This is a genomic window from Streptomyces sp. VRA16 Mangrove soil, assembly GCF_017377775.1.
Lineage (GTDB): Bacteria > Actinomycetota > Actinomycetes > Streptomycetales > Streptomycetaceae > Streptomyces.
Window position 1 is genome coordinate 394182 of sequence record NZ_JAFVLN010000008.1, and the last position, 23073, is coordinate 417254.

The 23073-nt window shown below is 72.9% G+C and carries 21 protein-coding genes and 1 tRNA gene; 14 read left to right on the top strand and 8 right to left on the bottom strand.

Annotated features, from left to right (window positions below; genetic code table 11):
- The first annotated feature begins 131 nt into the window (after positions 1–131).
- Positions 132–671 (top strand): hypothetical protein, encoded by a 540-nt coding sequence (locus J3486_RS23640; RefSeq protein ID WP_207823583.1) that lies wholly within the window; start codon positions 132–134, stop codon positions 669–671.
- A gap of 16 nt (positions 672–687) precedes the next feature.
- Here the strand turns inward: J3486_RS23640 and J3486_RS23645 are convergent, their stop codons facing one another.
- Both J3486_RS23645 and J3486_RS23650 read right to left on the bottom strand, forming a co-directional pair.
- On the bottom strand, positions 688–1581 hold the full coding sequence (locus tag J3486_RS23645) for a spermidine synthase (RefSeq protein ID WP_207823438.1): 894 nt from the start codon (positions 1579–1581) through the stop codon (positions 688–690).
- Between the two features lie 105 nt (positions 1582–1686).
- Positions 1687–2082, bottom strand: coding sequence for a hypothetical protein (locus J3486_RS23650; RefSeq protein ID WP_207823584.1), 396 nt, complete (start codon positions 2080–2082; stop codon positions 1687–1689).
- A gap of 306 nt (positions 2083–2388) precedes the next feature.
- Here J3486_RS23650 and J3486_RS23655 point away from each other — a divergent pair, with 306 nt between their 5' ends.
- Complete coding sequence (locus J3486_RS23655; protein ID WP_207823440.1) at positions 2389–3750, top strand: tetratricopeptide repeat protein; 1362 nt, start codon at positions 2389–2391, stop codon at positions 3748–3750.
- A 98-nt stretch (positions 3751–3848) separates the two neighbouring features.
- Here the strand turns inward: J3486_RS23655 and J3486_RS23660 are convergent, their stop codons facing one another.
- A complete protein-coding gene (locus tag J3486_RS23660; protein ID WP_207823442.1) occupies positions 3849–4442 on the bottom strand; it encodes a histidine phosphatase family protein in 594 nt (197 codons plus the stop codon).
- A gap of 254 nt (positions 4443–4696) precedes the next feature.
- Here J3486_RS23660 and J3486_RS23665 point away from each other — a divergent pair, with 254 nt between their 5' ends.
- The 7 genes from J3486_RS23665 to J3486_RS23695 all read left to right on the top strand — a co-directional run bounded on the left by J3486_RS23665 (position 4697) and on the right by J3486_RS23695 (position 11111).
- Positions 4697–5638, top strand: a complete 942-nt coding sequence (locus J3486_RS23665) for a phosphatase PAP2 family protein (protein WP_207823445.1) — start codon at positions 4697–4699, stop codon at positions 5636–5638.
- Positions 5562–6713, top strand: coding sequence for a hypothetical protein (locus J3486_RS23670; RefSeq protein ID WP_307804908.1), 1152 nt, complete (start codon positions 5562–5564; stop codon positions 6711–6713). The genes J3486_RS23665 and J3486_RS23670 overlap by 77 nt, the downstream gene beginning before the upstream one ends.
- Positions 6710–8290, top strand: coding sequence for a hypothetical protein (locus tag J3486_RS23675; protein ID WP_207823447.1), 1581 nt, complete (start codon positions 6710–6712; stop codon positions 8288–8290). The genes J3486_RS23670 and J3486_RS23675 overlap by 4 nt, the downstream gene beginning before the upstream one ends.
- A 2-nt stretch (positions 8291–8292) precedes the next feature.
- Positions 8293–9639 (top strand): AAA domain-containing protein, encoded by a 1347-nt coding sequence (locus tag J3486_RS23680; protein ID WP_207823588.1) that lies wholly within the window; start codon positions 8293–8295, stop codon positions 9637–9639.
- Between the two features lie 247 nt (positions 9640–9886).
- Positions 9887–10243 carry a hypothetical protein gene (locus J3486_RS23685; RefSeq protein WP_207823448.1) on the top strand — a complete coding sequence of 119 codons (357 nt, stop codon included), beginning with the start codon at positions 9887–9889 and terminating at the stop codon, positions 10241–10243.
- 132 nt (positions 10244–10375) lie between these two features.
- Positions 10376–11047: a bifunctional DNA primase/polymerase gene (locus J3486_RS23690; protein ID WP_207823450.1), complete on the top strand. Its 672-nt coding sequence runs from the start codon at positions 10376–10378 to the stop codon at positions 11045–11047.
- Positions 11038–11111: transfer RNA gene (locus tag J3486_RS23695), tRNA-Lys, on the top strand. The genes J3486_RS23690 and J3486_RS23695 overlap by 10 nt, the downstream gene beginning before the upstream one ends.
- A 211-nt stretch (positions 11112–11322) precedes the next feature.
- Here J3486_RS23695 and J3486_RS23700 read toward each other — a convergent pair.
- Positions 11323–12582 carry a M6 family metalloprotease domain-containing protein gene (locus J3486_RS23700; protein ID WP_374194762.1) on the bottom strand — a complete coding sequence of 420 codons (1260 nt, stop codon included), beginning with the start codon at positions 12580–12582 and terminating at the stop codon, positions 11323–11325.
- A gap of 346 nt (positions 12583–12928) precedes the next feature.
- On the opposite strand from J3486_RS23700, the gene J3486_RS23705 reads away from it, so the two are divergent.
- Positions 12929–14797 carry a bifunctional diguanylate cyclase/phosphodiesterase gene (locus tag J3486_RS23705; RefSeq protein ID WP_207823454.1) on the top strand — a complete coding sequence of 623 codons (1869 nt, stop codon included), beginning with the start codon at positions 12929–12931 and terminating at the stop codon, positions 14795–14797.
- A gap of 202 nt (positions 14798–14999) precedes the next feature.
- Here the strand turns inward: J3486_RS23705 and J3486_RS23710 are convergent, their stop codons facing one another.
- The 3 genes from J3486_RS23710 to J3486_RS23720 all read right to left on the bottom strand — a co-directional run bounded on the left by J3486_RS23710 (position 15000) and on the right by J3486_RS23720 (position 18075).
- Entirely contained in the window at positions 15000–16106 is a 1107-nt protein-coding gene (locus tag J3486_RS23710) for an LLM class flavin-dependent oxidoreductase (protein ID WP_207823455.1), read from the bottom strand.
- Positions 16107–16518: 412 nt separating this feature from the next.
- On the bottom strand, positions 16519–17250 hold the full coding sequence (locus J3486_RS23715) for a decarboxylase (protein ID WP_207823457.1): 732 nt from the start codon (positions 17248–17250) through the stop codon (positions 16519–16521).
- A 3-nt stretch (positions 17251–17253) separates the two neighbouring features.
- The gene (locus J3486_RS23720) at positions 17254–18075 is read right to left on the bottom strand and encodes an aspartate/glutamate racemase family protein (protein WP_207823459.1); all 822 of its coding nucleotides are present in this window, start codon (positions 18073–18075) and stop codon (positions 17254–17256) included.
- A 242-nt stretch (positions 18076–18317) separates the two neighbouring features.
- Here J3486_RS23720 and J3486_RS23725 point away from each other — a divergent pair, with 242 nt between their 5' ends.
- Both J3486_RS23725 and J3486_RS23730 read left to right on the top strand, forming a co-directional pair.
- Positions 18318–19298: a D-2-hydroxyacid dehydrogenase gene (locus J3486_RS23725; protein ID WP_207823461.1), complete on the top strand. Its 981-nt coding sequence runs from the start codon at positions 18318–18320 to the stop codon at positions 19296–19298.
- Between the two features lie 69 nt (positions 19299–19367).
- A complete protein-coding gene (locus J3486_RS23730) occupies positions 19368–20792 on the top strand; it encodes an amidase (protein ID WP_207823463.1) in 1425 nt (474 codons plus the stop codon).
- Here J3486_RS23730 and J3486_RS23735 read toward each other — a convergent pair.
- On the bottom strand, positions 20789–21310 hold the full coding sequence (locus J3486_RS23735) for a DUF3830 family protein (protein ID WP_207823465.1): 522 nt from the start codon (positions 21308–21310) through the stop codon (positions 20789–20791). The two genes, J3486_RS23730 and J3486_RS23735, sit on opposite strands and share 4 nt — an antisense overlap.
- Positions 21311–21419: 109 nt before the next feature.
- On the opposite strand from J3486_RS23735, the gene ehuB reads away from it, so the two are divergent.
- Together ehuB and ehuC are read left to right on the top strand one after the other, a co-directional pair.
- Positions 21420–22319 carry an ectoine/hydroxyectoine ABC transporter substrate-binding protein EhuB gene (ehuB, locus tag J3486_RS23740; protein WP_207823467.1) on the top strand — a complete coding sequence of 300 codons (900 nt, stop codon included), beginning with the start codon at positions 21420–21422 and terminating at the stop codon, positions 22317–22319.
- The gene (gene ehuC, locus J3486_RS23745; RefSeq protein WP_207823469.1) at positions 22316–23065 is read left to right on the top strand and encodes an ectoine/hydroxyectoine ABC transporter permease subunit EhuC; all 750 of its coding nucleotides are present in this window, start codon (positions 22316–22318) and stop codon (positions 23063–23065) included. Before ehuB ends, ehuC begins: the two co-directional genes overlap by 4 nt.
- The last annotated feature ends 8 nt before the right edge of the window (positions 23066–23073 follow it).

Sequence of the window (23073 nt, forward strand, 5' to 3'; positions counted from 1 at the left end):
TGCGGGACAGCGGTGACGGCAGTGGTGCAGTATGGCCCGCGATGCCATCGACGCGACACCTCTCCCCGACGCCTCCGGCACCCGTGCCGGACGAGACCGCGCGGGCCGCGACGCCGCGGACCGCGCATCCCGTGCGGCGCGGCCTGGTGCACGTGGTGGCGTGGCTGCTCGCGACCGGCGCCGCGGTGACCCTGTCGTGGTGGGGCGTGCACACGGTGATGGCGGGCACGGCGTACGACCCGCCGCGCGCGTTCTCGGTGACGGACCCGGGCGGCGACGAGGACGGCGCGGCGCCCTCGCTGGCCTCGTCGACGCACCGCCCCGAACCGTCACCGAGCCGGTCCGCGTCGGCGGCCTCCCCCACCCGCTCGAAATCGGCCTCCCCGAGCCGTACGACGCCGTCGGCGCCGCCCGCGCCGACCTCGACCGCGCCGACCTCGTCCTCCTCCGGCACCGTGAAGAGCTATGCGACGGACGGCGGCCGCGCCGTCTTCGATCTCGGCGCCACCTCGGCGACCCTCGTCTCCGCGACGCCCGGCGCCGGATGGTCGGTGCAGGTGTGGAGGCAGCCGACGTGGATCCGGGTGGAGTTCACGTCCGGGACGGACAAGGTGTCGGTGTTCTGCACGTGGCACGACCACAAGCCGACGGTGGAAGTGGCGAACTACTGAGGGACGGGCGCCGCGGCTACCGGAAGACGGACGGCGGCGGCGCGGGTGACGCCTTGGCCGAGGCGTCGGCCACCGGGGCGGCACCCCCCGTGAAGTCGATCAGCTCCCGGCCGTGCTCCACCCGCCCCGGGTGCGGGTCCCCCGCGGCCCTGCGGGTCAGCTCGGCGACGGGCAGCGGGTGCGCGGAGGCGACGAGCACCGCGTTCCCGAACCGCTTGCCGCGCAGCACCGTGGGGTCGGCGATCAGGGCCAGCTCGGGGAAGACGGCGGCGGCGGTGGCGATCTGGCCGCGCAGATGGGCCAGCGGCGGACCGTCCGCGAGGTTCGCCACGTACGTCCCCGCGGGCCGCAGCACGCGCCGCACCTCGGTCAGGAACTCCGTACTGGTGAGGTGGGCCGGGGTGCGGGCCCCGCTGAAGACGTCGGCGACGAGTACGTCGGCCCAGTCGTCGGGCAGCTTGGCGAGCGCCTCACGGGCGTCGGCGGTGCGCACCCTGATCCGGGCGCCGGGGTCCAACGGCAGGGCGGTGCGCACCAGTTGGACCAGGGGGCCGTCGCGCTCGACGACCTGCTGCGTGGAGCGCGGCCGGGTCGCGGCGACGTAGCGGGCGAGAGTGAAGGCGCCGCCGCCGAGGTGCACGGCCTGCAGCGGGCGGCCCGGGTCGGCGGCGAGATCGAGGACATGGCCGATGCGGCGCTGGTACTCGAAGGAGAGATGCCTCGGGTCGTCGAGGTCGACGTGCGACTGCGGGGCCCCGTCGATCAGCAGCGTCCAGCCGCCGGCCCGCTCCCGGTCGGGTATCAGTTCGGCGAGCCCGCCGTCGACGCTCTCGACCACGGCCTCCCGCGCCCCGCGTCCCGCGCCCCCGTCGCCCTTGCGCACCTGCTGCTTCCCGCGTGACCTCGCCATTCGGCCATTATCGGCGGGTGGGGCGGGTTCGGCTCAGCGGGCCCCGTGGCGCCGGGAGAGGCGGCACGGAGCGACTCCGAGCGGCACGGAGCGGCACGGAGCGGCTCAGCGGCAGTTGTCCGCGGCCTCGATCATGCGGGCCGCCTCGTCGAGGGCGGCGCGCAGCACGGCCGGGTCGGTGACCAGGTCGGACGCCTCGCTCTCCGGCGGCAGCAGCCAGCCGCCCTCGTCGGGCGGGGCGAGCGGGGCGCCGCGGCCCTGGGTGTGCGTACAGGCACTGCCCGGGACGTCCCAGCCGTCGGCGGTGCCGGGCGGGACGAGGAAGCCGAGCGTGGCGCCGCCGCCGTCGTGCAGCACCGGGCCGACCGGCTCGGCGCAGCCGCGGCGCAGGATGTCGACGGCTTCCAGGCCCTGCCGGGCCGGGACCGTGACGAGGTCGCAGGCGCCCGGTGGCTGCGCGCTGTGCTCCTCGGTCGGGCAGTGCTGCGCCGTCGATGTCATGGGCTGTGCCGCGTTCAACACCTCGGCCCCTCCTCGTGTCCAGATGGGGTTCCGCCGCATGGTTCAACGCCACGGGGTTGTCAACGGCTACGGCGGCACGCCGCCGCAAAGGATGGCAGTTCATGGCGGATCGTGGGTGAGATATCCGGTTTGTAGCCAAACTCCGCGTGTCGGCGTCGTGCCAGCCGGTACCTTCGAGCCTCGCCGGAACAAGGGGAGACAGGTCCCAGAAGGCCGCTCGGCTCACTCGGGCCCCATGGTCGACTCCCCCGGTGTCCGGCACGGTTCGCACGGGAGGACCCGCTCATGACGTCGTCTCCGTATCTCTCGGATGCTTCGGCGCCGCAGCCCCCACGCCCGAACCTCGCCTTCCGGGAGTTGCGCGGCCGGCGCTCGCCGGGCGAGTTCGCGGCCGCGGTACGGCGGGCGGCGCGGGAGATCGGCGAGCGGGTCAGCTGCGACGCGCGCTACATCGGACGCGTGGAGGCCGGCGAGATCCGCTGTCCCAACTACGCCTACGAGCGGGTGTTCCTGCACATGTTCCCGGGCCGGACCCTCGCGGACCTGGGGTTCGCACCCCGTTCGCTGGTACGTGGCCGGGGCGCGCGCGCCCTCGTCCCCGACCGGCACGACCCTTCCCTGCACGACGAGGAGAGCGACGTGCGACGTCGCGCATTCATGACCGGCATGACCGGCTCGACGGCCACGGTCGCCGTCGCCGCCCTGGCGCCCTTCGGCGTCCCCGCGCCCCAGGCCCCGCCGGACCGGCATCCCGCGCACACGGGTGTCGGCGCCGTCGAGGAGGCGATCCGGCGGATCCGGCTGCTCGACGACCGGCACGGCGGCGACAGCCTGTACCGGCGGGCCGCGGCGCCGCTGCGCACCGCCTTCGAACTGCTCGACTCGGGGAGCGCCGGGCGCGACATCACCGACCGGCTGCAGACGGGAGCGGGTGAACTGGCCATCTCCGTGGGCTGGCTGGCGCACGACTCGGGCCGCTTCGACGACGCCCGCTCGCACTACGCGGAGGCGCTCGCGACGGCGCGGATGGCCGGCGACGAGGCGCTGGAGGCGCACGCGTTCTGCAACACGGCGTTCCTGGCGCGCGACGCGGGCCGGCCGCGCGAGGCGGTGCGGGCGGCCCAGGCGGCAGCCCGGGTGGCCGCGCACCTCGGCTCACCGCGGCTGCTGTCGCTGCTCGCGCTGCGGGAGGCCGGGGGCTGGGCGGGCCTGGGCGATCAGCGGGGCTGCGAACGGTCGCTCGCGCGGGCGCAGACCCTGTTCGCGCGCGGCTCCTCGGACGCCGACCCGGAGTGGATGAGTTTCTACGGCGAGGCCGAGCTGGAGGGCCTGGAGTCGCAGTGCTGGTCGGCGCTGGGCGCCTGGGACCGCGCCGCCCGGCACGCGGGCCGCGCGGTCGCCCTCCAGGACCCGCACTTCACGCGGAACATGGCGTTGTACACGGCCGAGCTCGCCGACGACCTGGCGCGCTCCGGCCACCCCGACGAGGCCGCTGCCGCGGGGACGCGGGCGCTGGGCCTGCTCCGGGACGTCCGGTCGTCCCGCATCGAGGGGATGCTGGCGACGACGTCCCGGGTGCTGCTGCCGCATCGCCGGGCCGCAGGTGTGAACGCCTTCCTGGAGGCGCACTCGGCGTCGCGGAAGTAGTGCGTCGGGTGCGGGTGGCGTGGGGGCGCGCGCGTGCGGCGGAGCCGCACATCGATACATTCCCGCGCCCCGCCCCCACCGGCCGTCGGGCTGCCGCGCTACCCGAGATGCCCCGTCTCGTTCCACGACTCGATCGCCGGCTCCCCGTAAGCCCAGCCCAGCACCGACAGCGAGGTCGGACTGAGCCGCACGCGCGCCGCGAAATCGAGCGGAAGGCCGAGCCACCGGGCCCCGATGGACCGCAGGATGTGGCCGTGCGCGAACACCAGCACATCGCGGTCGGCGCTCCGTGCCCACGCCACGACCTCGTCGGCCCGCGCCGTCACCTCGGCGATCGTCTCGCCGTCCGGCACGGCGTCGCGCCAGATGAACCAGCCGGGCCGCAGCTCCTGGATCTGGGCCGGGGTGAGGCCCTCGTACGCGCCGTAGTCCCACTCCATCAGGGTGTCCCACGCGGTGGCCCGCTCCCCGAACCCGGCGAGCTCGCACGTCTCGCTCGCCCTGACCAGCGGCGAGGTGCGCACCTCGACCCCGTCGAGACCGTCGTACGGGGCCCGGTGCAGCCGCTCGCCGAGGAGCTTCGCGCCGCGCCTGCCCTCTTCCAGGAGCGGAATGTCCGTCCTGCCGGTGTGCCGTCCGGACAGGGACCATTCCGTCTGTCCGTGCCGGGCCAACAGGATGCGCGGTGCCATGCGGGATGAACCTTTCATCACGTACGCGTCCGGAGAAGCCGGACGGGGACGAAGAAACAGGATGAACGGGAGGCAACGGAAGTGTCGCCGCATCCATCATCGCGCACCCCCGACAGGGACCGCCCGCCGGGCAACCCGCCGCCTGATCTCCGCGTCTACGAGGGTCAGGGGTCGCCCACGCAGACCCCCACATACGCCGTAGGGTGAGCACGTGGCCAGAGGCCGCCGGACGAGGAAGAGGGGGAGCGGCCCGCATGTCGCAGACCGACGACGCACCACGCACGGAGGCGATACCCGTCACCCGGCTGCGCTGGTGGACCGAGCTCCCGCTGATCCTCCTGGTGTACGGCGCGTACACGGCGGGCCGGCTGCTCGCCCGGGGTGACGTGCAGAGCGCCGTCGATCACGGAGTCTCCATACTCAGGGCCGAGAAAGCGGTCCGCCTCAACCTCGAACACCCGCTGAACCGACTGTTCACCCGCGAGGCGTGGATCGGCGTCCCCGCCGACTTCTGGTACGCCTCACTGCACTACATCGTCACCCCCGTCGTCCTGGTCTGGCTCTTCCGCCGCCGCGCCCACCTCTACCGCGCGGCCCGCACCTGGCTGATGACCTCGACGATGATCGGCCTCATCGGCTTCACGCTCCTGCCGACCTGCCCGCCCCGGCTCCTGGCGTCGAGCTACGGCTTCGTGGACACCATGGCCCAGTACAGCTCCTACGGCTGGTGGGGCGGCGCGGCCAGCGCCCCCAAGGGCATGGGCGGCATGACGAACCAGTACGCGGCCATGCCCAGCCTGCACGTCGGCTGGGCGCTGTGGTGCGGGATCATGCTCTGGCGCCACGGCGGCAACCGCTGGACGAAGGCCCTCGGTGTCGCCTACCCCCTCATCACCACGATCGTCGTGATGGGCACCGCCAACCACTACTTCTTCGACGCGCTCGCGGGCGTCGCCGTGATGGGTGTCGGGCTGCTGCTCTCCAAGCCGGTGATGCGGGCTGCGGCCCTGGTCAGGGAGCGCGTGAGCGCTCTGTTCGCGGGGGCACGCGGCGGCGCGGAGGTGGCACCTTCCGCCACACGGTCCTCGATTGTCAGTGGGGAGTGCCAGACTTCCCCGGGTGAGCGAATTCCCCGACAGCGCAAGGCCGCCACATCACGCGACACAGGCGACGGGACTGCGGCACCGGCTCGCTGAGCTGCGTGGCCCCGACACCCCGCCACGCCCGCTGGACGCCCGCGCCCTGGCCGCCCTCGCGGCGAACCCGGGGTGCAGTCGCCGGGCGCTGCTGGACGGCGCGGGCGTCGACAAGGGCCGGATCGCGGACGCGCTCGGGGCGCCCGCGGCCTTCGGCCAGTCCCAGTTCGCGCTGACCCGGGGGAACGCGTTCGAGGCGCGGGTGAAGGCCGACGGCGGCGCGGAGCTGCTGCGTCTCGTGCACGCGCGCGTGGATCCCGCCGCCGCGGAGCCCACCCCCGATCTCGTCCGCACGCCCGACCTGTCGGCGATCGGTCCCGAGGGCCGCACCGCGCGCACGGCGCTCGCGCTGCGCGAGGCGGTCGGCTCGGCCGCCGAGTCCGGTACGTGGACGTTCCTCGACCACCCGATGGTCGCGCTCGACGTGGCGGGCAGCCCGGCGTTCCTGGAGCCGGACGCGGTGGTGGTGCACCCCGACGGCAGCTGGACGGTCGTCGAGATCAAGTCCTTCCCGATGATCGACGGCGCGGCGGACGCGGCGAAGGTCGGCGCCGCGGCCCGCCAGGCGGCGGTCTACGTGCTGGCGCTCGAAGAGGTCGCGGCGCGCCTGGACGGCGTCCGGGTGCGGGACCGGATCGTGCTCGTCTGCCCGAAGGACTTCACGAACCTGCCGGCCGCGTCCGCGGTCGACGTGCGCAAGCAGTTGTCGGTGACCCGTCGCCAGCTCACCCGCCTCACCCGTATCGAGGACATCGCGGCGGCCCTCCCGCCCGGCACGGTCTTCGACCCCGGGCTGCCCCCGGAGCGGCTCTCCCAGGCGGTCGAGTCGGTCCCGGCGTCGTACGCGCCGGAGTGCCTGGCCGCGTGCGAGCTGGGCTTCCACTGCCGGGCCCGCTCGCGCGAGGCGGGCGCGGTGACGGCCCTGGGCCGCCCGCTCCGCGCCGAGCTGGGCGGTCTGACGACGGTGGACGCGGTGCTCGCCGCCGCCCGCGGCGAGAGCGGCGACCCGGACAACCCGACGGTTGCGGCGCTGCGCCGGGCCGCCGCGCTGCGGCAGGAGGCGCTGGCCCGATGAGCCTGATCAACCACCTGGCCCGCCTCGAAGCCACCAGCTCGGGCCGCGCCCAGCCGACCGCCACGGTCCGCCACCGGCACCTCTCCCAGCGCCCCCTGGTCCTGGTCCCGCTGACCACCGCGGGCGAGACCGGCGCCCCGCTCGGCGCGCTGGTCGGCACGGAGCGCACCTCGCCGCGCCTCCTTGTCGTACCGCAGCCGCGCGACCGTGATCTGCGCTTCGCCTTCCTGACGCAGCTCGCCGAGACGGTGCTGCCGTACATCGACGCGTACGCGGCCGAAGTCGAGCCCGCCGAGCGCAGCGAGACCGACCCGGAGACCGGCAAGAAGGTCAAGGTCGAGGTCGAACTGTGCGCGGACGCACCGCAGTTGATCGTGCCGAGCCGCGCGGGCATCGAGTTCGTCCGGCTCCTCGGCCGCTCGATGCGCTTTCGCCGCACGGCCGAGCAGGACCCGGAGACGCCCTACCCCGCTCCCCCGCACGTGCCGCTGCTCGGCCGCTGGCTGACGCACTACGGCGAGCGCGCGCGGGTCCCCGGCTCGTCCCTCCTGCTGTCCATGACGGACCTGCTCTCCCGGCACTGGGCGACCGGCCAGTCGAGCCTGGAGGACCAGCACCTGGGCGCGCTGCTCGCCTGGGTCGAGGCCCCGGAGGGCACGTCGGGCGCCGAGGCGGCCCGGCACGCCGAGCTCGCCAGGGACGCGCAGGGCCAGCTCCTGTGCCCGCCCGCGGGCCCCGCCACCGACCCGGCCTTCGACAACAAGCTCCTCGCACCGGCGATCGAGCGTTACGACAAGGCCCGTACGCGCCTCGCGGCCACGCAGGACGCGGTCGAGGCCGACGGCCGGCTGGCCGAACTCACCGCCGCCGAGCGGGAGATCCACACCCTGATCGCGTCCCGCACCCGCCCTACCTGGGACGCGGTGTGGCGCGGCCTGGACGCGCTGTGCACGCTGCCCGAGGGGCCGCGCGCGGCCGAGCGCTGGACGCGCGACCGCTGGTCGTTCACCGGCCACCGCGACCGTGTCGCGGCGGGCGAGCCCCCGCAGCCGCGCCGCGACGACGCGGTGACGGCGGCGAACAAGCTGGCCACGCGCGAGCGCGAACAGGCCCGTCTGGACGCCCAGGAGGCGCTCGACGACCCGCTGGTCATGGCCGGCCGGCGGCTGGCCGGGGAGGCGTTCGCCGGCGAGGTGACGGAGGTGGCCTTGGCGTACAACGAGAAGAAGCGCCCGCGCCCGCTGGTCACCGTACGCACGGACGACCGGCCGCATCTCGGCGAGCGCGTGAAGGTGTACCGGTCGCTCGAAGGCAAGCCGCAGACCGCCGAGTTCGTGGCGTACGAGGCCGCGGACACGGTGGTGCTGCGGCTGCTGGACAAGATGGGGCGCGGCAAGGAGCCGGACGCCGGCGCGGTGCCGGAGAAGGGCGACCGGGTGTGCTGGACGCTGTTCGAGCACGAGCAGCGGGGCGGCCCGAAGCTGCCCGATCCGGAGGAGACGCCGTGGACCCACGGCGGCCCGCCGGGCGCCGGGCCCGAGGCGCCGGACACGGTGACGAAGGAGGACATCCTGTGACGGTGACGACCCCGGCGGGCCCGGCCTTCGACCCGGGCGCGGAGGCGGCTCGCGCCACCGCCGAGATCCTGCACGACACGCTGCACCACGAGGCCCGCGGCGTCGTCGTGGACTCCCCGCCGGGCGCGGGCAAGTCGACGCTCGTCGTGCGCACGGCGCTCGAACTGGCCGACGCGGGACGCCCGTTGATGATCGTCGCGCAGACGAACGCGCAGGTGGACGACCTCGTCCTGCGCCTCCAGGAGAAGAACGCCGAGCTGCCCGTGGGCCGCCTGCACAGCAGCGACCCGGACGCGTACGACAAGACGCTCGACGACCTGCCGAACGTCCGCCTGTCGACCAAGGCCGCCGACCTCGCCCCGCTCCCGGTCGTCATCTCGACGGCGGCGAAGTGGGCGCACGTGCAGGGGGTCGAGCCGTGGCGGCACGCGATCGTCGACGAGGCGTACCAGATGCGCAGTGACGCGCTGCTCGCCGTGGCCGGACTCTTCGAGCGGGCGCTCTTCGTGGGCGACCCGGGGCAGTTGGACCCGTTCTCGACGGTCGGTTCGGAGCAGTGGGCGGGCCTGTCCTACGACCCGTCGGCGTCGGCGGTGTCGACGCTGCTGGCCCACAATCCCGATCTGCCGCAGCACGAACTCCCGGTCTCCTGGCGGCTCCCGGCATCGGCGGCGCCGCTGGTCTCGGATGCGTTCTACCCGTACACACCGTTCCGCAGCGGCACGCGCGAGGGCGACCGCACGCTCGACTTCCGTGCGGCGTCGGACGGTTCGGGCCCCGACCGGGTCATCGACGAGGCGGCGCGCTCGGGCTGGGGCCTGCTGGAGCTGCCCGCCGCGCACACGCCACGCACGGACCCCGAGGCGGTGCGGGCGGTCGCGCTGGTGGTGCGCCGGCTCCTCGACCGGGAGGGCGTCACGACGTCCGAGCGCGGCCCGGAGGAGTCGCCGCTGACCGCGGACCGGATCTGCGTCGGCACGGCCCACCGCGACCAGGCGGCGGCGGTGCGCTCCGCGCTGGCCGGGCTCGGGGTACAGGGCGTCACCGTCGACACGGCGAACCGGCTGCAGGGCCGGGAGTACGACGTCACCGTCGTCCTGCATCCGCTGTCGGGGCGCCCCGACGCGACGGCGTTCCACCTGGAGACGGGCCGACTGTGCGTGCTGGCGTCCCGGCACCGGCACGCGTGCATCGTGGTGTGCCGGGCGGGCGTCGCGGACCTCCTCGACGAGCACCCGTCGGCGGAGCCGGTGCAGTTGGGGGTGACGGTGAAGTTCCCGGACGGCTGGGAGGCGAATCACTCGGTCCTGAGCCGGCTGGCGGAACACCGGGTGACCTGGCGCCCCTGACCGCCGACCGACCAGCAGCCCCATCCGCCGGACCGAGTCCGGCACGCCGCCACAGGCGGCCGAGGAACACAGCCCGGACGACCGGGAGGCGCGTCACCCGGCCCCGAGCCGGCCGGCGGAAACACCGGGTGACCTGGCGCCCGCTGACCGCCGGCCCACCGGTCGAAGGCCCACTTGCGGGCCCGCGGACAATGGAAGGTGGCCCGGGTGAGACCACGGGCCGCATTCGGCACACAGGAGGAACCTCATGGCGGAGCCCGACCGGCCCCGTACCCCGCAACCGCGTCTGCGGCCCGTGCCGCTGATCTTCGAGCCCGCGGAGGCCGCCGCCGACCCGGAGCACTTCTTCGACCTGGAGCGCATCGAGGACCCGCGCGAGCTGCTGACCCGCGCCACGGAGCTGACGCACGCGTTCCGCGCGGCGGCCGACCGTTCCGTCGAGTTCCAGGCCGTCGCGGCGGCCCAGCTCGCCGATCCGCGCCGCTTCGACCGGCTCACGACGGCGGACATCGCGGAGCGCGCCGACTGGACCGAGGACTACGCCAAGAAGATGGTCGAGTTCGGCCGTGACCTGCTGCGCGGCGCCGTCGAACCGACCGACTGAGGCTCCCTCCCACCCCGGTCAAGATCGTTTGGCATATGCCAGAGGGGCAAGATACTCCACCCCGCACCCTCCTGTCCCGATTTCCGGCAACCCTTTGGAGCTGCACCCTCACGCCCTGTAGATGTAGGGATCATGAGCACCACGCACCCTCACATCGCAGCCTTTCCCGCCTCCCCCACCTCCCCCGCCTCAGCCGCCGCAGCCGCCGCAGCCGCCGGCACCCAGGCCGCACCCCACGACCGGTTCGACGTCGCGGGCGTCACCCCCGAGGGCGCCTCCTGGCTCGCCTCCGCAGGAACGTATCCGCGCTCCACGCTCGCCCACTGGGAGTCCCGGCCGACCGCGCCCGTGGTACTGCCGTGCGGTTCCGTCTTCGACGTGGTCAATGTGCCCGCGATCTTCGGGCGGCGGATGTTAGACCGGCTCTGGGACGAGGGGCCCGGATCGGGTCCTGTCGCCGCGCACCGTGGCCGGATGCTGCTGTTCACGGCGCCGGGTACGGCCCAGCGGCTGCCGTCGCTGCTGCGCTGGGAGGAGTGGGGGCCCGCGGTGCCGCCGCTGCTGTGTCACGGCAGCGGTGACGCCGTCACCGTCCCGGCGCCGACCACTCCTGCCGGGCCGCACCATCCGTCGCGCTGGGTGGTGGCTCCGGACACGCGCCACCCCTGGCTGCCGGGGGCCGAAGTGGTTCTGTGGGCCTGCGTGAGGGCGGTGCGGGCCGCGGCGCGCTCGAACCTGCAGGTATCGATTTTTCCTGCCACCGATCAGGGTGCTAATGTCTACGACGTCAGCCGGCGCCATTAGCTCAGTTGGTTAGAGCAGCGGACTCTTAATCCGCGTGTCCGGGGTTCGAGTCCCTGATGGCGCACCTGAAACGAAGGCCTCCCGTTCATAGCGGGGGGCCTTCGTCGTTGGGGACTGGAGCCCCGTAAGGGGCGCGGACTGTGTCGATGTGCGGCTCCGCCGCGCGAGCGCGACCAGCCCCACCGGAGCCGCACGCGGCGATGGCGGGTCCGCGCCGAGCCGGACGCCGGACGGGAGCGCTCACCCCGCGCCGGGGCACCGGGGGACCGGGGCGTTCAGCTCGTCGTCACCTTGACTGTCCACGCTCCGGAAGCCGTGCGGTCCTCCACCTCCACTCGGAGCTTTTCGCCGGGGACCGTGAAGGATTCGCCGACCTGGACCGGGGCGTCCGCGAGCGCGGGGTAGACCGATTCGCCGTAGCAGGACTCCGTGAAGGGGTGGGAGTCGAGGACCTGGATCGGGCCGGCGCCGGACGAGGAGTCGCTGCGGATCCGGTAGACGAGGACGCCCTGCGTGCAGGTCGCCCCGTCGTTGCCGCCACCACCGCGGGCCTCCAGGGCGATGGCGCTGGACGGCCCGGTGCGCACCACGGCGAGCTTGGTGCCGTCACCGGCGCCGAACGGGGCGCCCGGCACCCGCGGCGCCGTACTGAGCGGCTCCAGGGTCAGCCGGGTGTCCCCGGTGCGGGTCACACACGTCACCTGGTGCGACTGGAGCCAGCCCAGCTTCCACTTGTGCCAGCCGAAGAAGTCGGGGGCGAGCCCGAACTGGCTGCCCATGACGTCCCAGTCGCCCACGTACGTGTCCCAGTCGCCCTCCCCGTCGGTGGGCCGGTGGTAGAGGTCGGGCAGGTCGAAGACATGGCCCGTCTCGTGGGCGAGCACGTTCCGGTCCGGCGGATGCTGCTCGAAGACCGTGACGATGCGGCGGATGTCCGTACCGTCCGCCCGCATGGGCCGGTCGAAGTTCACCACCTTCGTCGCGTCCGAGTCGACACCCGGCGCGTCCGGGTCCGCGACGAAGTAGACGATGTCGTACTTGCTGAAGTCCGTGTGCGGGTCCGCCACCTTCAGGGCGTCGCGCAGATACGCGCTGCGGTGCTCCGCGTTCCAGTCACGCTTTATGGCGTACGAGGTCGAGGCGTGCGGCATCTCGATCCACCGCCGCTGCGGGTGCGGCACGAGCCGGAACCGGCCGTACGAGGCGCGCGCGAAGAAGTCGCTGGTGGCCGGGAAGTAGTCGCGGACCAGTTCCGCGGGGCTGTTCACCGGGTCCCAGTCGGGAAAGGAGAGGAAGACCATCACCGCGTTGAGGGGCTTGGTGGGGCGCGGGTAGGCCGAGTGCCAGGAGTCCAGGCCCTCCGAGTGGTGGGCGGCGGTGCGCTCCAGGGCGCACGGGCCCGCGTACGGGGCGGACGCCGCGGCGGGCCCCGCCACCAGACCTGTGGCGGCCAGGGCGGTGAGAGCGGTCAGCGCGGCGGCGGTGGCGCGAAGGCGGCGCTTGTCCACTCCCCCGGGTGGCTGCGGACGCGGCAAGTCGACCTCCGAACGGGGAATGCGGGACACCCCACCCAGAGTGTGGGCGTTCATCACACTTCGCCCTGTTTATCTGGCCCGGATGAGTGAGGCCCGGCCTCCCGGCCGGTCACAGAACGTCACGGATGATCGAGGTTCGGTCGTCGTCCGGAAGAAGCCTTGCCGAGGCCGAGCAGAAACGATCTGCCGGAGGGAAACCGTCCGGCCCGCGACCGGACCGCCGTACGCCGCAGGCTGGATACCCCGTCCGACCTGCCTCTATGATTCGGCACACTTTCCCTGCCGGACCCGGCCGCACCAGATCACGCAACCAGACGCCTTCTTTTTCGCACCACGGGAGCGAGCGGTGAGCGCACAGCCCGAAGGGCCCACGACGGCGACGGGGGCTTCCCCGCCCGGCCGGCGCCCCGACTCCTTCACGGAGAGTGGTCGTTCGCCGCAGCGGGCACGGCGGCCGGAAGCCGCCTACGGTGCCGCGTTCCTCGCCTCTCCCCTCGCCATGGCGGTGGTCGACGGCACCGGAACGATCGTCGGCGCCAACACCGCGGCGCACTCCCTGCTGTGCGGCGAAGGCGAAAGTGAAGGCGCAGGCGAGGGCGGTCGCCCGCTCGTGGGGCGGGCCGCCGCCGAAGTGCTGGACCTCTCCTGCGACCCGCGCACCCGGGAGACGTACCGCGAGGTGCTGCGCGGGCGGCAGGCCCGCCTCACGCGCACCCGCCGCCTCAAGCACCCCGTGGGTCACTCGGTGTGGGTGCGGGTCACCGTCTCCCCGGTGCCGGACTCCGGCGCCGATGACGACGGCGGTCTGGTGCTCGTCTCGCTCAGCGACATCAGCGCGCACCGGGAGCTCCAGGCCCGGCTGCGCCATCTCCAGATGCACGACCCGGTGACGAGGCTGCCCAATCGCGCCCTGTTCTTCGAGCGGCTCGCCGCGGCGCTGGAGGCGGGCGCGTACGACGGCGCGGGCGGGACCGGCCGGGTGGGCCTGTGCTATCTCGACCTCGACGGGTTCAAGGCGGTCAACGACACCCTCGGCCACCACGTCGGCGACCGGCTGCTCGCGGCCGTGGCGCAGCGGCTCACGCACTGTGCGGAGCGCGCCCGGCACACCAGCGGCGAGCCCCTGGTGGCCCGGCTCGGCGGTGACGAGTTCGCCCTGCTCGTGGAGGAGTCGACCGGTACCGAGCAGCTGGCGGATCTGGCGGAGTCGGTGCTCAAGGCGCTGCAGGAACCGTTCGACCTGTCCGGGCAGCGGCTCTCCGTCTCCGCGTCGATCGGGGTCGTCGAACGCCATGCCGCCGGGACGACGACCACCGGTCTGATGCAGGCCGCCGACACCACGCTGTACTGGGCGAAGGCCGACGGCAAGGCCCGCTGGACCCTCTTCGACCCGGAGCGCAACGCCCACCGGATGACCCGGCAGGCGCTCGCCTCGGGCCTGCGTCCGGCCGTCGAGCGGGAGGAGTTCGTCCTGGAGTACCAGCCGCTCGTCCGCCTTGAGGACGGCAGGCCGCAGGGCGTCGAGGCGCTGGTGCGCTGGCGGCATCCGCAGTTCGGCCTGCTGACGCCGAATCGGTTCATCGGACTCGCCGAAGAGGACGGCTCCATCGTGCAGTTGGGCCGCTGGGTGCTGCGCACGGCGTGCACGCAGGCGCGGCGCTGGCAGCTGGAGCACCCGCAGGAGCCGCCGCTGTTCGTGAGCGTGAACGTGGCCGTGCGGCAGGTGTGGGACTCGGACCTGGTCGCGGATGTCGCACAGATCCTGCACGAGACCCAACTCGCCCCCGAGCTGCTCCAGTTGGAGCTGACCGAGTCGGCCGTCATGGGTTCGGCGGGCCGCCCGCTGCAGGCGCTGCAGGCGCTGAGCGACATGGGCGTGCACATCGCCATCGACGACTTCGGGACCGGGTACTCGAACCTGGCCTATCTGAGCCGGCTCCCGGTCTCCGTCCTGAAGCTGGACGGATCGTTCGTCCGCGGCTTCCAGTACGAGGACGGGGCGGCGCCCACCGACCCGGCCGACGCGGTGATCGTGGAGGCGCTGGTGCACCTGGCGCACCGGCTCGGCCTGACGGTGACCGCGGAGTGCGTGGAGACGGCGGAACAGGCGGACCGGCTGCGGCGGATCGGCTGCGACACCGGGCAGGGGTGGCTGTACTCACGGCCCGTGACACCGGAACGGATCTCCCGGCTGCTGGCCGCCGCGGGCGCCTGAACGCGCAGCGCGCCGTCCGGCGCGCCCACGGGGCGTCCGCGACCTCCCTGCACACCGCCGCGAAGTCCGTTACGGCCGTGGGCACTTGAGGCACCTTCGCGGACGCCACCGCGACCTGACTCGGACTCACCCCGCGCACCGGCCGACGTGGGCGAAGGCGCCGCCCCTCGGCGAGGAGGGGCGGCGCCTTCGGGTCCGTACGTCAGGCCTTCGGCAACCCGTAGGCGTCCGCGATGAGTTCGTAGCTGCGCAGCCGGATCTCGCCGCTGTGGGCGTTGGCCGTGAGCATCAGCTCGTCGGCGCCGGTGCGCTTCTGGAGATCGTCGAGGCCGGAGCGGACCTCGTCGGCGGTGCCGTGGATGACGTTGGCGTTCCAGGAGTTGATGAAGTCCCGCTCCATCTCGTTGAAGGGGTACGCCTCGGCCTCCTCCGGGGTCGGGACCAGGCCGGGGCGGCCCGTGCGCAGGCGGACCATGTTGAGGGCCGCGGCCATCACCTGGCGGCGGGCCTCGGTGCCGTCGTCGTCGGTGGCGAGCGCGGAGACGCCGATCAGGGCGTAGGGGGCGGAAAGGACCTCGGAGGGGCGGAACGACTCGCGGTACAGGTCGAGGGCCGGGATCGTGTTCTGCGCCGAGAAGTGGTGGGCGAACGCGAACGGCAGGCCGAGGGAGCCGGCCAGGCGGGCGCTGAAGCCGGAGGAGCCGAGCAGCCAGATCTGCGGGCGGTGCGGGTCCTGGACGGCGCCGGGAGCCCCCGAGGCCACGGACTGGACCGGGCCCGGGACGGCGTGGATCCGCGCGTACGGGTGGCCGTCGGGGAAGTCGTCGTCGAGGAAGCGGATCAGCTCGGCGAGCTGCTGCGGGAAGTCGTCCGCGCCCTCGTTCAGCCGGTCGGTGCGGCGCAGGGCGGCGGCGGTGGCGCCGTCGGTGCCGGGGGCGCGGCCGAGGCCGAGGTCGACGCGGTGCGGGGCGAGGGCTTCCAGGGTGCCGAACTGCTCCGCGATGACCAGCGGGGCGTGGTTGGGCAGCATGACGCCGCCGGAGCCCAGGCGGATGCGGTCCGTGTGGGCGGCCAGGTGGGACAGGATCACGGCCGGGCTGGACGAGGCCACGCCGGGCATCGAGTGGTGCTCGGCGACCCAGTAGCGGTGGAAGCCGCGGTTCTCCGCGAGGCGGGCGATGTCGACGCTGGTGGCGAGGGCCTGGCTGGCGGTGCGGCCCGCCCCTACGGTGACCAGGTCCAGGACGGAGAGGGGGGTCGGGGCGGTGCCGTGGGCTGCGCCGCGGATCTCGTCTTGGGTGGCCGGCACGGGGTCCTCCTGCGGGGCTTTGCGTCTGGTCTGGGCTTGACCCCGGCTTAACGGAGGGGCACTCCGGTTTATTCCCGAGTTCGGCCGCGGGTCCGATGGGGCTGGTCGCGCAGTTCCCCGCGCCCCTGGAGACGCGCACTTCGTGCGCCGCCTCCCTCGATGAAGGCGTGCGGCGCAACCGCAGCCCTCAGGAGCGCGGGAACCTGCGCCAGAAGCCCCACCGGACCCACGGACCCCACACGCGGCAGACGCAACCGCAGCCCTCAAGGGCGCGGGAGGACCTGCGCGAGAAGCCCCACCGGACCCGCGGACCCCACACGCGGCAGACGCAACCGCAGCCCTCAAGGGCGCGGGAGGACCTGCGCGAGAAGCCCCGCCGGACCCGCGGACCCCACGCGTGGCAGGCGCGGGACTACGCCTGGATCACCGGCTCCTTCGTGAACAGGGCGCCGAGAGCGGGGGCGTGGACCCGGCGGCCCGCAAGCCGCAGGGCCTCCCACACGGTGACCTGGTTCGCGGTGAGGACCGGCTTGCCCAGTTCCCGCTCCAGATCGGAGACGTACGCCGCGGTGTGCAGGGCCGTGTCCGGGAGGAGGAGCGCCTCCGCGTCCGGGTGGTCGCCCGCCCGGGCCATGGCCAGCACCTCGTCCCAGGCCCACGTGCCGACCTCGGCCGCGGTGATGATCCCGCTGCCGCGCACCGAGAGCACCTCGGCGCCGGCCGCCTTCAGGAACACGGCGAAGTGGTCGGCGACGTCCGACGGGTAGGTCGCCGCCACCGCGACCCGCCGCACCCCGATCTCGCCGAGCGCGTGCGCGAAGGCGAACGAGGTGCTGGACGCCGGGAGCCCCGCGGCCTGCGCGAGACCGCGGACCTGGTCGTGGGCGCCGTCCCAGCCGAAGACGAAGCTGCCGGACGTGCACGCCCAGACCACCGCCTCGGCGCCGGACAGGCGCAGCTCCTCCACCCCGGCCGCCAGGCGTTCGGGGGCGCCCATCTTCAGCAGCGCGTCGACGCGGTGGGCGTCCTCACCGATGTCGGTGTGCACGACGGCGAGCCGTACGTCGCTGTCGATCAGCATCTCGATGCGCGGGTAGTCGTCCTCGGCGGAGTGTCCTGGGTAGAGAAATCCGAGCGCTGTCATGCTCTATGCCCACCCTTCCTGGCCCTCGGGAAGCTCGGGGAGCTCCGGGGGACCCTGCAGTCCGGTTTCCGGTACGGGCCACTGCCGTCGCGCCGCCGGGTCGAGCAGCGCCTGGTAGGGGCCCACCGCTCGCGTACCCAGCCGGGCCAGGGCTGCCCACATCGTGACCTGATTGGCTGAGATCACGGGCATGTGCAGCTCGGCCTCCAGCTGCGGGATGACGTCGTACGTGGGCAGGTTCGTGCAGCTGATGAAGAGCGCGTCGGCGGCGTCGCCGACCGCCGCCCGCGCCATGTCGGCCACGTCCCGGTAGGGGACCTTCCAGATGTGCCGGGTCAGGCCGAGGTACGCACGGCCCGTCACGGCGATCCCGGCCTCCGCGAGGTACTCCTCCAGGGACTCGGTGACGGAGCGGGTGTACGGGGTGACGAGCGCGATACGGCGCGCGCCGAGGTCGGTGAGGGCTTCGAGCAGCGCCCCCGACGTGGTCACGGACGGCAGCTCGCCCGCCCGCCGCATCGCCTCGCACATGGCGCGTTCACCGGCGATGCCGCCGACGAAGCTGCCCGATGTGCAGGCGTACGCGATGACTTGGGGCTCGGCCGCGCCGAGCGCCCGTACCGCCTCGTCGAGCGTCTCGTGCTCGCTGACGAGCCGGGCCAGATCGAGGCTGACCTCGACCGGCACGAACGGGGTACGGGTGAGATGCAGGGAGATGTCGTCGGGCACCCAGCGCCACAGCTCACGGTCGAGGGCGAAGTCGAAGGGTGCGACGACGCCGACGCCGCGCTGCGGCTGCGGTCCCCCCAGGAAAGAGACGTCCATAGAGCATGCCCCAGGTTCAGCTGAATGATGATGCCGATGCGGTGCTTGAGCCGGCAGAGCGCCGGGTCGTCGGGACAGCGGAGAGGGAGGGATCAGCAGAGCAAGCGGCTCTGTCAGTACCCCTGTTGACGAAGGTAGGTTCAGGTGCCAGCGTGGTCAATCCGCGCATGTCAGAAGGTTCTCGATCATCCCGGCCTCTCCTCCAGGAAAGCGGAGTTTCGTTGCGTAACGATTTCCCTGCCGTGTCCGGCGCCGACGCCGATGCCCGCCGTCCGACCGTGCTGGTCCTGGACGCCGCGCCGCCCGCACCGCCGCCCCGGCTCGGCTCCCTCACCGGGCGCGCCCGTGTCCTGCACGCCGCGGACGCCGCCGGCCTGCGTAATCAACTCCCGTACGCGGACGTGCTGTTGGTCTGGGACTTCTTCTCCGACGCGGTGCGCGACGCCTGGCCGGGGCGGGGCGCACGGCCGCGCTGGGTGCACACGGCGAGCGCGGGCGTGGACCGGCTGATGTTCCCCGAACTCGTCGATTCCGACACGGTGTTGACCAACGCGCGTGGCGTCTTCGACCGGCCGATCGCCGAGTACGTGGCCGCGCTCGTCCTCGCGATGGGCAAGGATCTGCCCAGCACGCTCGCCCACCAGGCGAACCGGCAGTGGCGGCACCGCGAGACCCAGCGGATCTCCGGGACGCGCGCCTGTGTCGTCGGTACGGGCCCCATCGGGCAGGCGGTCACCGAGCAGCTGAAGGCGATCGGGGTCATCCCGGCGCTGGTCGGGCGGCGGGCGCGGGCCGGGGTGCACGGCCCTGCCGATCTGGACCGGCTGCTGGCCCGCGCCGACTGGGTGGTGTGCGCGGCGCCGCTGACCGAGGAGACCCGGGGCATGTTCGACGCCCGCCGGTTCGGCGTGATGCAGCCGTCGGCGCGGTTCATCAACGTGGGGCGGGGACCGCTGGTCGTGGAGGACGACCTGGTGGCCGCGCTGGAGAAGCGCTGGATCGCGGGCGCCGCGCTCGATGTCTTCGAGCACGAGCCGCTGCCCGAGGACAGCCCGATGTGGACGGCGCCCGGGCTGATCGTCTCGCCGCACATGAGCGGCGACACCGTGGGCTGGCGCGACGAACTGGGCCGTCAGTTCGTGGAGTTGTACGGACACTGGGAGAACGGGCGGCCGCTGATGAATGTAGTCGACAAGAAACGTGGGTATGTCCCCGGGAACTGATCACGGGCCCGGGTTCTTGAGACCCCGGGCCCGGGACCGCGATCCCTGAACTCTTGGCGTGGAGGGCGGATGACGACCGAGCTCACCGGACTGACCGCACAGGACCTTCTCGACGGCTACCGCAAGGGCGAGTTCAGCCCGGTCGACGCGACCCGGGCGGTGCTCGCCCGGATCGAGGAGACCGAACCCGCGCTGAACGCGTTCGTGCGCGTGGACGCCCCTGGCGCCCTCGCGCAGGCCGAGGAGAGTACGCGGCGCTGGCGGCGCGGTGAGCCGCAGGGCCTGCTCGACGGGGTCCCGGCGACGGTCAAGGACATCCTGCTGCAGCGCGGGGCGCCGACCCTGCGGGGCTCCAAGACCGTCCGTGCGCAGGGAAGTTGGACCGAGGACGCGCCGTCCGTGGCGCGGCTGCGGGAGCACGGCGCGGTCTTCGTGGGAAAGACGACGACGCCCGAGTTCGGCTGGAAGGGCGTCACCGACTCGCCGCTGTCGGGCACGACCCGTAATCCGTACGACCCCGCGCGCACCTCCGGCGGTTCGAGCGGCGGCAGCGCGGCGGCCGTCGCGGTCGGCGCGGGTCCGCTGTCGCTGGGCACGGACGGCGGCGGCTCGGTCCGGATCCCGGCCGCCTTCTGCGGGATCTTCGGGCTGAAGCCGACGTACGGGCGGGTGCCGCTGTATCCGGCGTCGGCGTTCGGCACGCTCTCGCACGTGGGCCCGATGACGCGCACCGCGGCGGACGCGGCGCTGCTGATGGACGTGATATCCGGCCCCGACCCGCGCGACTGGTCGGCGCTCGCACCCCCCAAGGGGAGCTTCCTCGACGGGATCCAGGGCGGGGTGCGGGGCCTGCGCGTCGCTTTCTCTCCGTCGCTGGGCGGGCAGGTCGCGGTGCGGCCGGCGGTCGCGGCGGCGGTGCGCTCGGCCGTGGAGCGACTCGCGGGGCTCGGCGCGTACGTGGCGGAGACCGACCCCGCCATACAAGTAGGACCCGGCACGGACCCCGTCGAGGCTTTCCACGCCCTGTGGTTCAGCGGGGCGGCCCGGGTGGTGCAGCAACTGCCGCCCGCGCAGCGGGAGTTGCTGGACCCGGGGCTGCGGGAGATCTGCGCGCAGGGGGCGCGGCTGAGCGCGCTCGACTATCTCGCCGCCGTGGACGTCCGGATGGCCCTGGGGCGGCGCATGGGGGACTTCCACTCCACGTACGACGTGCTGGTCACGCCGTCGCTGCCCATCACGGCGTTCGAGGCGGGGGTGGAGGTGCCGCGCGGGTCCGGGCTGCGCCGCTGGACGGGGTGGACCCCGTTCACGTACCCCTTCAACCTCACCCAGCAGCCCGCGGCGTCCGTCCCCGTCGGGGTGGACGGGGACGGGTTGCCGGTCGGGCTGCAGATCGTCGCCGCCCGGCATCAGGATGCGCTGGTGCTGCGTGTGGCGCATGCGCTGTACGAGGCCGGGGTGGCCGGAATCGACGCACCCACGGCAGCGGGCTAGGCCCGGCGGAACCCCAGGGTCTCCCCCACCGCCCCGCTCCGCCACAGGTCCTGGCAGGCGGCCGCCATGTCGTCCAGGCCCTCGACCACCTGGCCCCAGACGATGCCGGGGACCCATCCGACATCGCCGTTCATGAGCAGATTGTTCCGCTCGTAGAAGAGCGCGAGGTCGATGACGGGGGCACCGGCGCTCAGTCCCGCGCCCGAGCCGTAGCCGTACGACTGGGTCCCCAGCTGTGTCCCGTTGAAGGAGAAATAGCAGAGGTCGCCGGGAATGGGCGTCACCGTCGGATTCTCCAGCGGTGGCTCCTGTTCCGCGAATGCCGGGAACAGGGCGTAGATCTCGTTGCGGGCGTATTTGGCGTGGTAGACGTCGGAGACGAGCGGCAGCGCGTCCCAGACCGCCGCGCACGTCACCGGCGCGCGGTCGTCGAGCAGTTTCGCCGTGCAGGCAACTCCCCTTTTGGCCAGGGAGACTTCGATGTAGCGGTCACCGGTTGCGGTCCTGGAGTCAGCCATGCGTTCCATGGTCGTCCTCATCCACCCCTCCCGGTCAAGACCGCATCTGCCGCATCAGGGGCTCGAATTGATCGGCATAGGTTGGTTCGAGTCGGGTAGCCGCGCGCCCATGGCTCCACCAACTGAGATACGTACGCACGAGAAACGGAACATACGCAGACGGTCACTGCTCGTCGGCGCGGGAGCGCTCGGCGCGGTCGGTGCCCTCGGTGCCGCGGGCTGCAGCCGCGTGCCGAGCGGTGACACGCTCGCCCGGCTCCAGTCGCAGGGCACCGTACGACTCGGCATCGCGGGAGAGGTGCCGTACGGCTACATCGACGACAGCGGGAAGTTCACCGGCGAGGCGGTGGAGCTGGCCAAGGTCATCTTCAAGCGGCTCGGCGTCGCCAAGGTGCAGCCGGTGGCCACCGACTTCGCGTCGCTGATCCCCGGCCTGAACACGCAGCAGTTCGACGTGGTGTCCGCCGGGATGTACATCAACAAGGACCGCTGCCAGCAGGTCATCTTCGCCGATCCCGAGTACCAGATGCTGGACTCGTTCATCGTCGCGAAGGGCAACCCGAAGAACCTGCACGACTACGCGGACTGCGTGAAGGCCAAGGCGAAGCTGGGCACCGGCACCGGGTACGCGGAGATCGCGTACGCGGTGGAGGCGGGCTACAAGGAGTCCGACATCGTGATCCTCCAGGATCAGGTCGCCGGGCTGAACGCCGTCGAGTCGGGCCGTATCGACGTCTTCGCGGGGACCGCGCTGACCACCCGCGAGGTCACCAAGAAGAGCCGCAGGGCCGAGCACACCGAGCCGTTCGCCCCGACGGTCGGCGGCAAGAAGCACATCGACGGCGGCGGCTTCACCTTCCGGCCCACCGACACGAAACTGCGCGACGCCTTCAACGTCGAGATCCACAAGATGAAGAAGAGCGGTGAACTGTTCCGGATTCTCCAGCCGTTCGGGTTCACGAAGGCGGAGATGACGACGCTGACCGCCAAGGAGCTGTGCCGACAATGACCACCGGACTGTGGGAACACTGGGTACTGCCCGGCATCTGGATCACGATCCAACTCACCCTCTACAGCGCCGCGCTGGCGACCGTCGTCGCGTTCGGCGTGGGCATGGCGCGTACGCACAGGCTGTGGATCGTACGGTTCGTCGCGGGCGCGTACACCGAGATCTTCCGCGGCACGTCCGCACTGATCCTGATGTTCTGGATCTTCTTCGTGCTGCCGCAGCTGGCGGGCTGGTCGCTGGTCCCGATGTGGGCCGCCGTCCTCGCCCTCGGCCTGTCCTACGGTGCGTACGGCGCCGAGATCGTGCGCGGTGCCCTGAACTCGGTGGCGCCCGCCCAGCGCGAGGCGGGGGTCGCGCTGAGCTTCACCCCGTGGCAGCGGATGCGGCTCATCCTGCTGCCGCAGGCGGTGCCGGAGATGATCCCGCCGTTCTCGAACCTGCTGGTGGAGCTGCTCAAGGGCACCGCCCTGGTCTCGCTGCTCGGCATCGGTGACGTGTCGTTCGCCGCCTATCTGGTGCGGCTCGCGACGACGGAGAGCGCACAGATCTACTCGATCACGCTCGTCATCTACTTCGTGATCGCGTTCGTGCTGACGCGCGGGATGCGCGCGCTGGAGCGCAAGACCAAGGCGGGCATCGGGCAGCGGCCCGCGGCCAAGGGCGGAATCATGGGCAACAAGCTCGACATGCGGCAGACGACGGCCGTGTCCCAGGTCCCGGCGAGCACGGGAGGTGGCGGCCAGTGATCGTCACC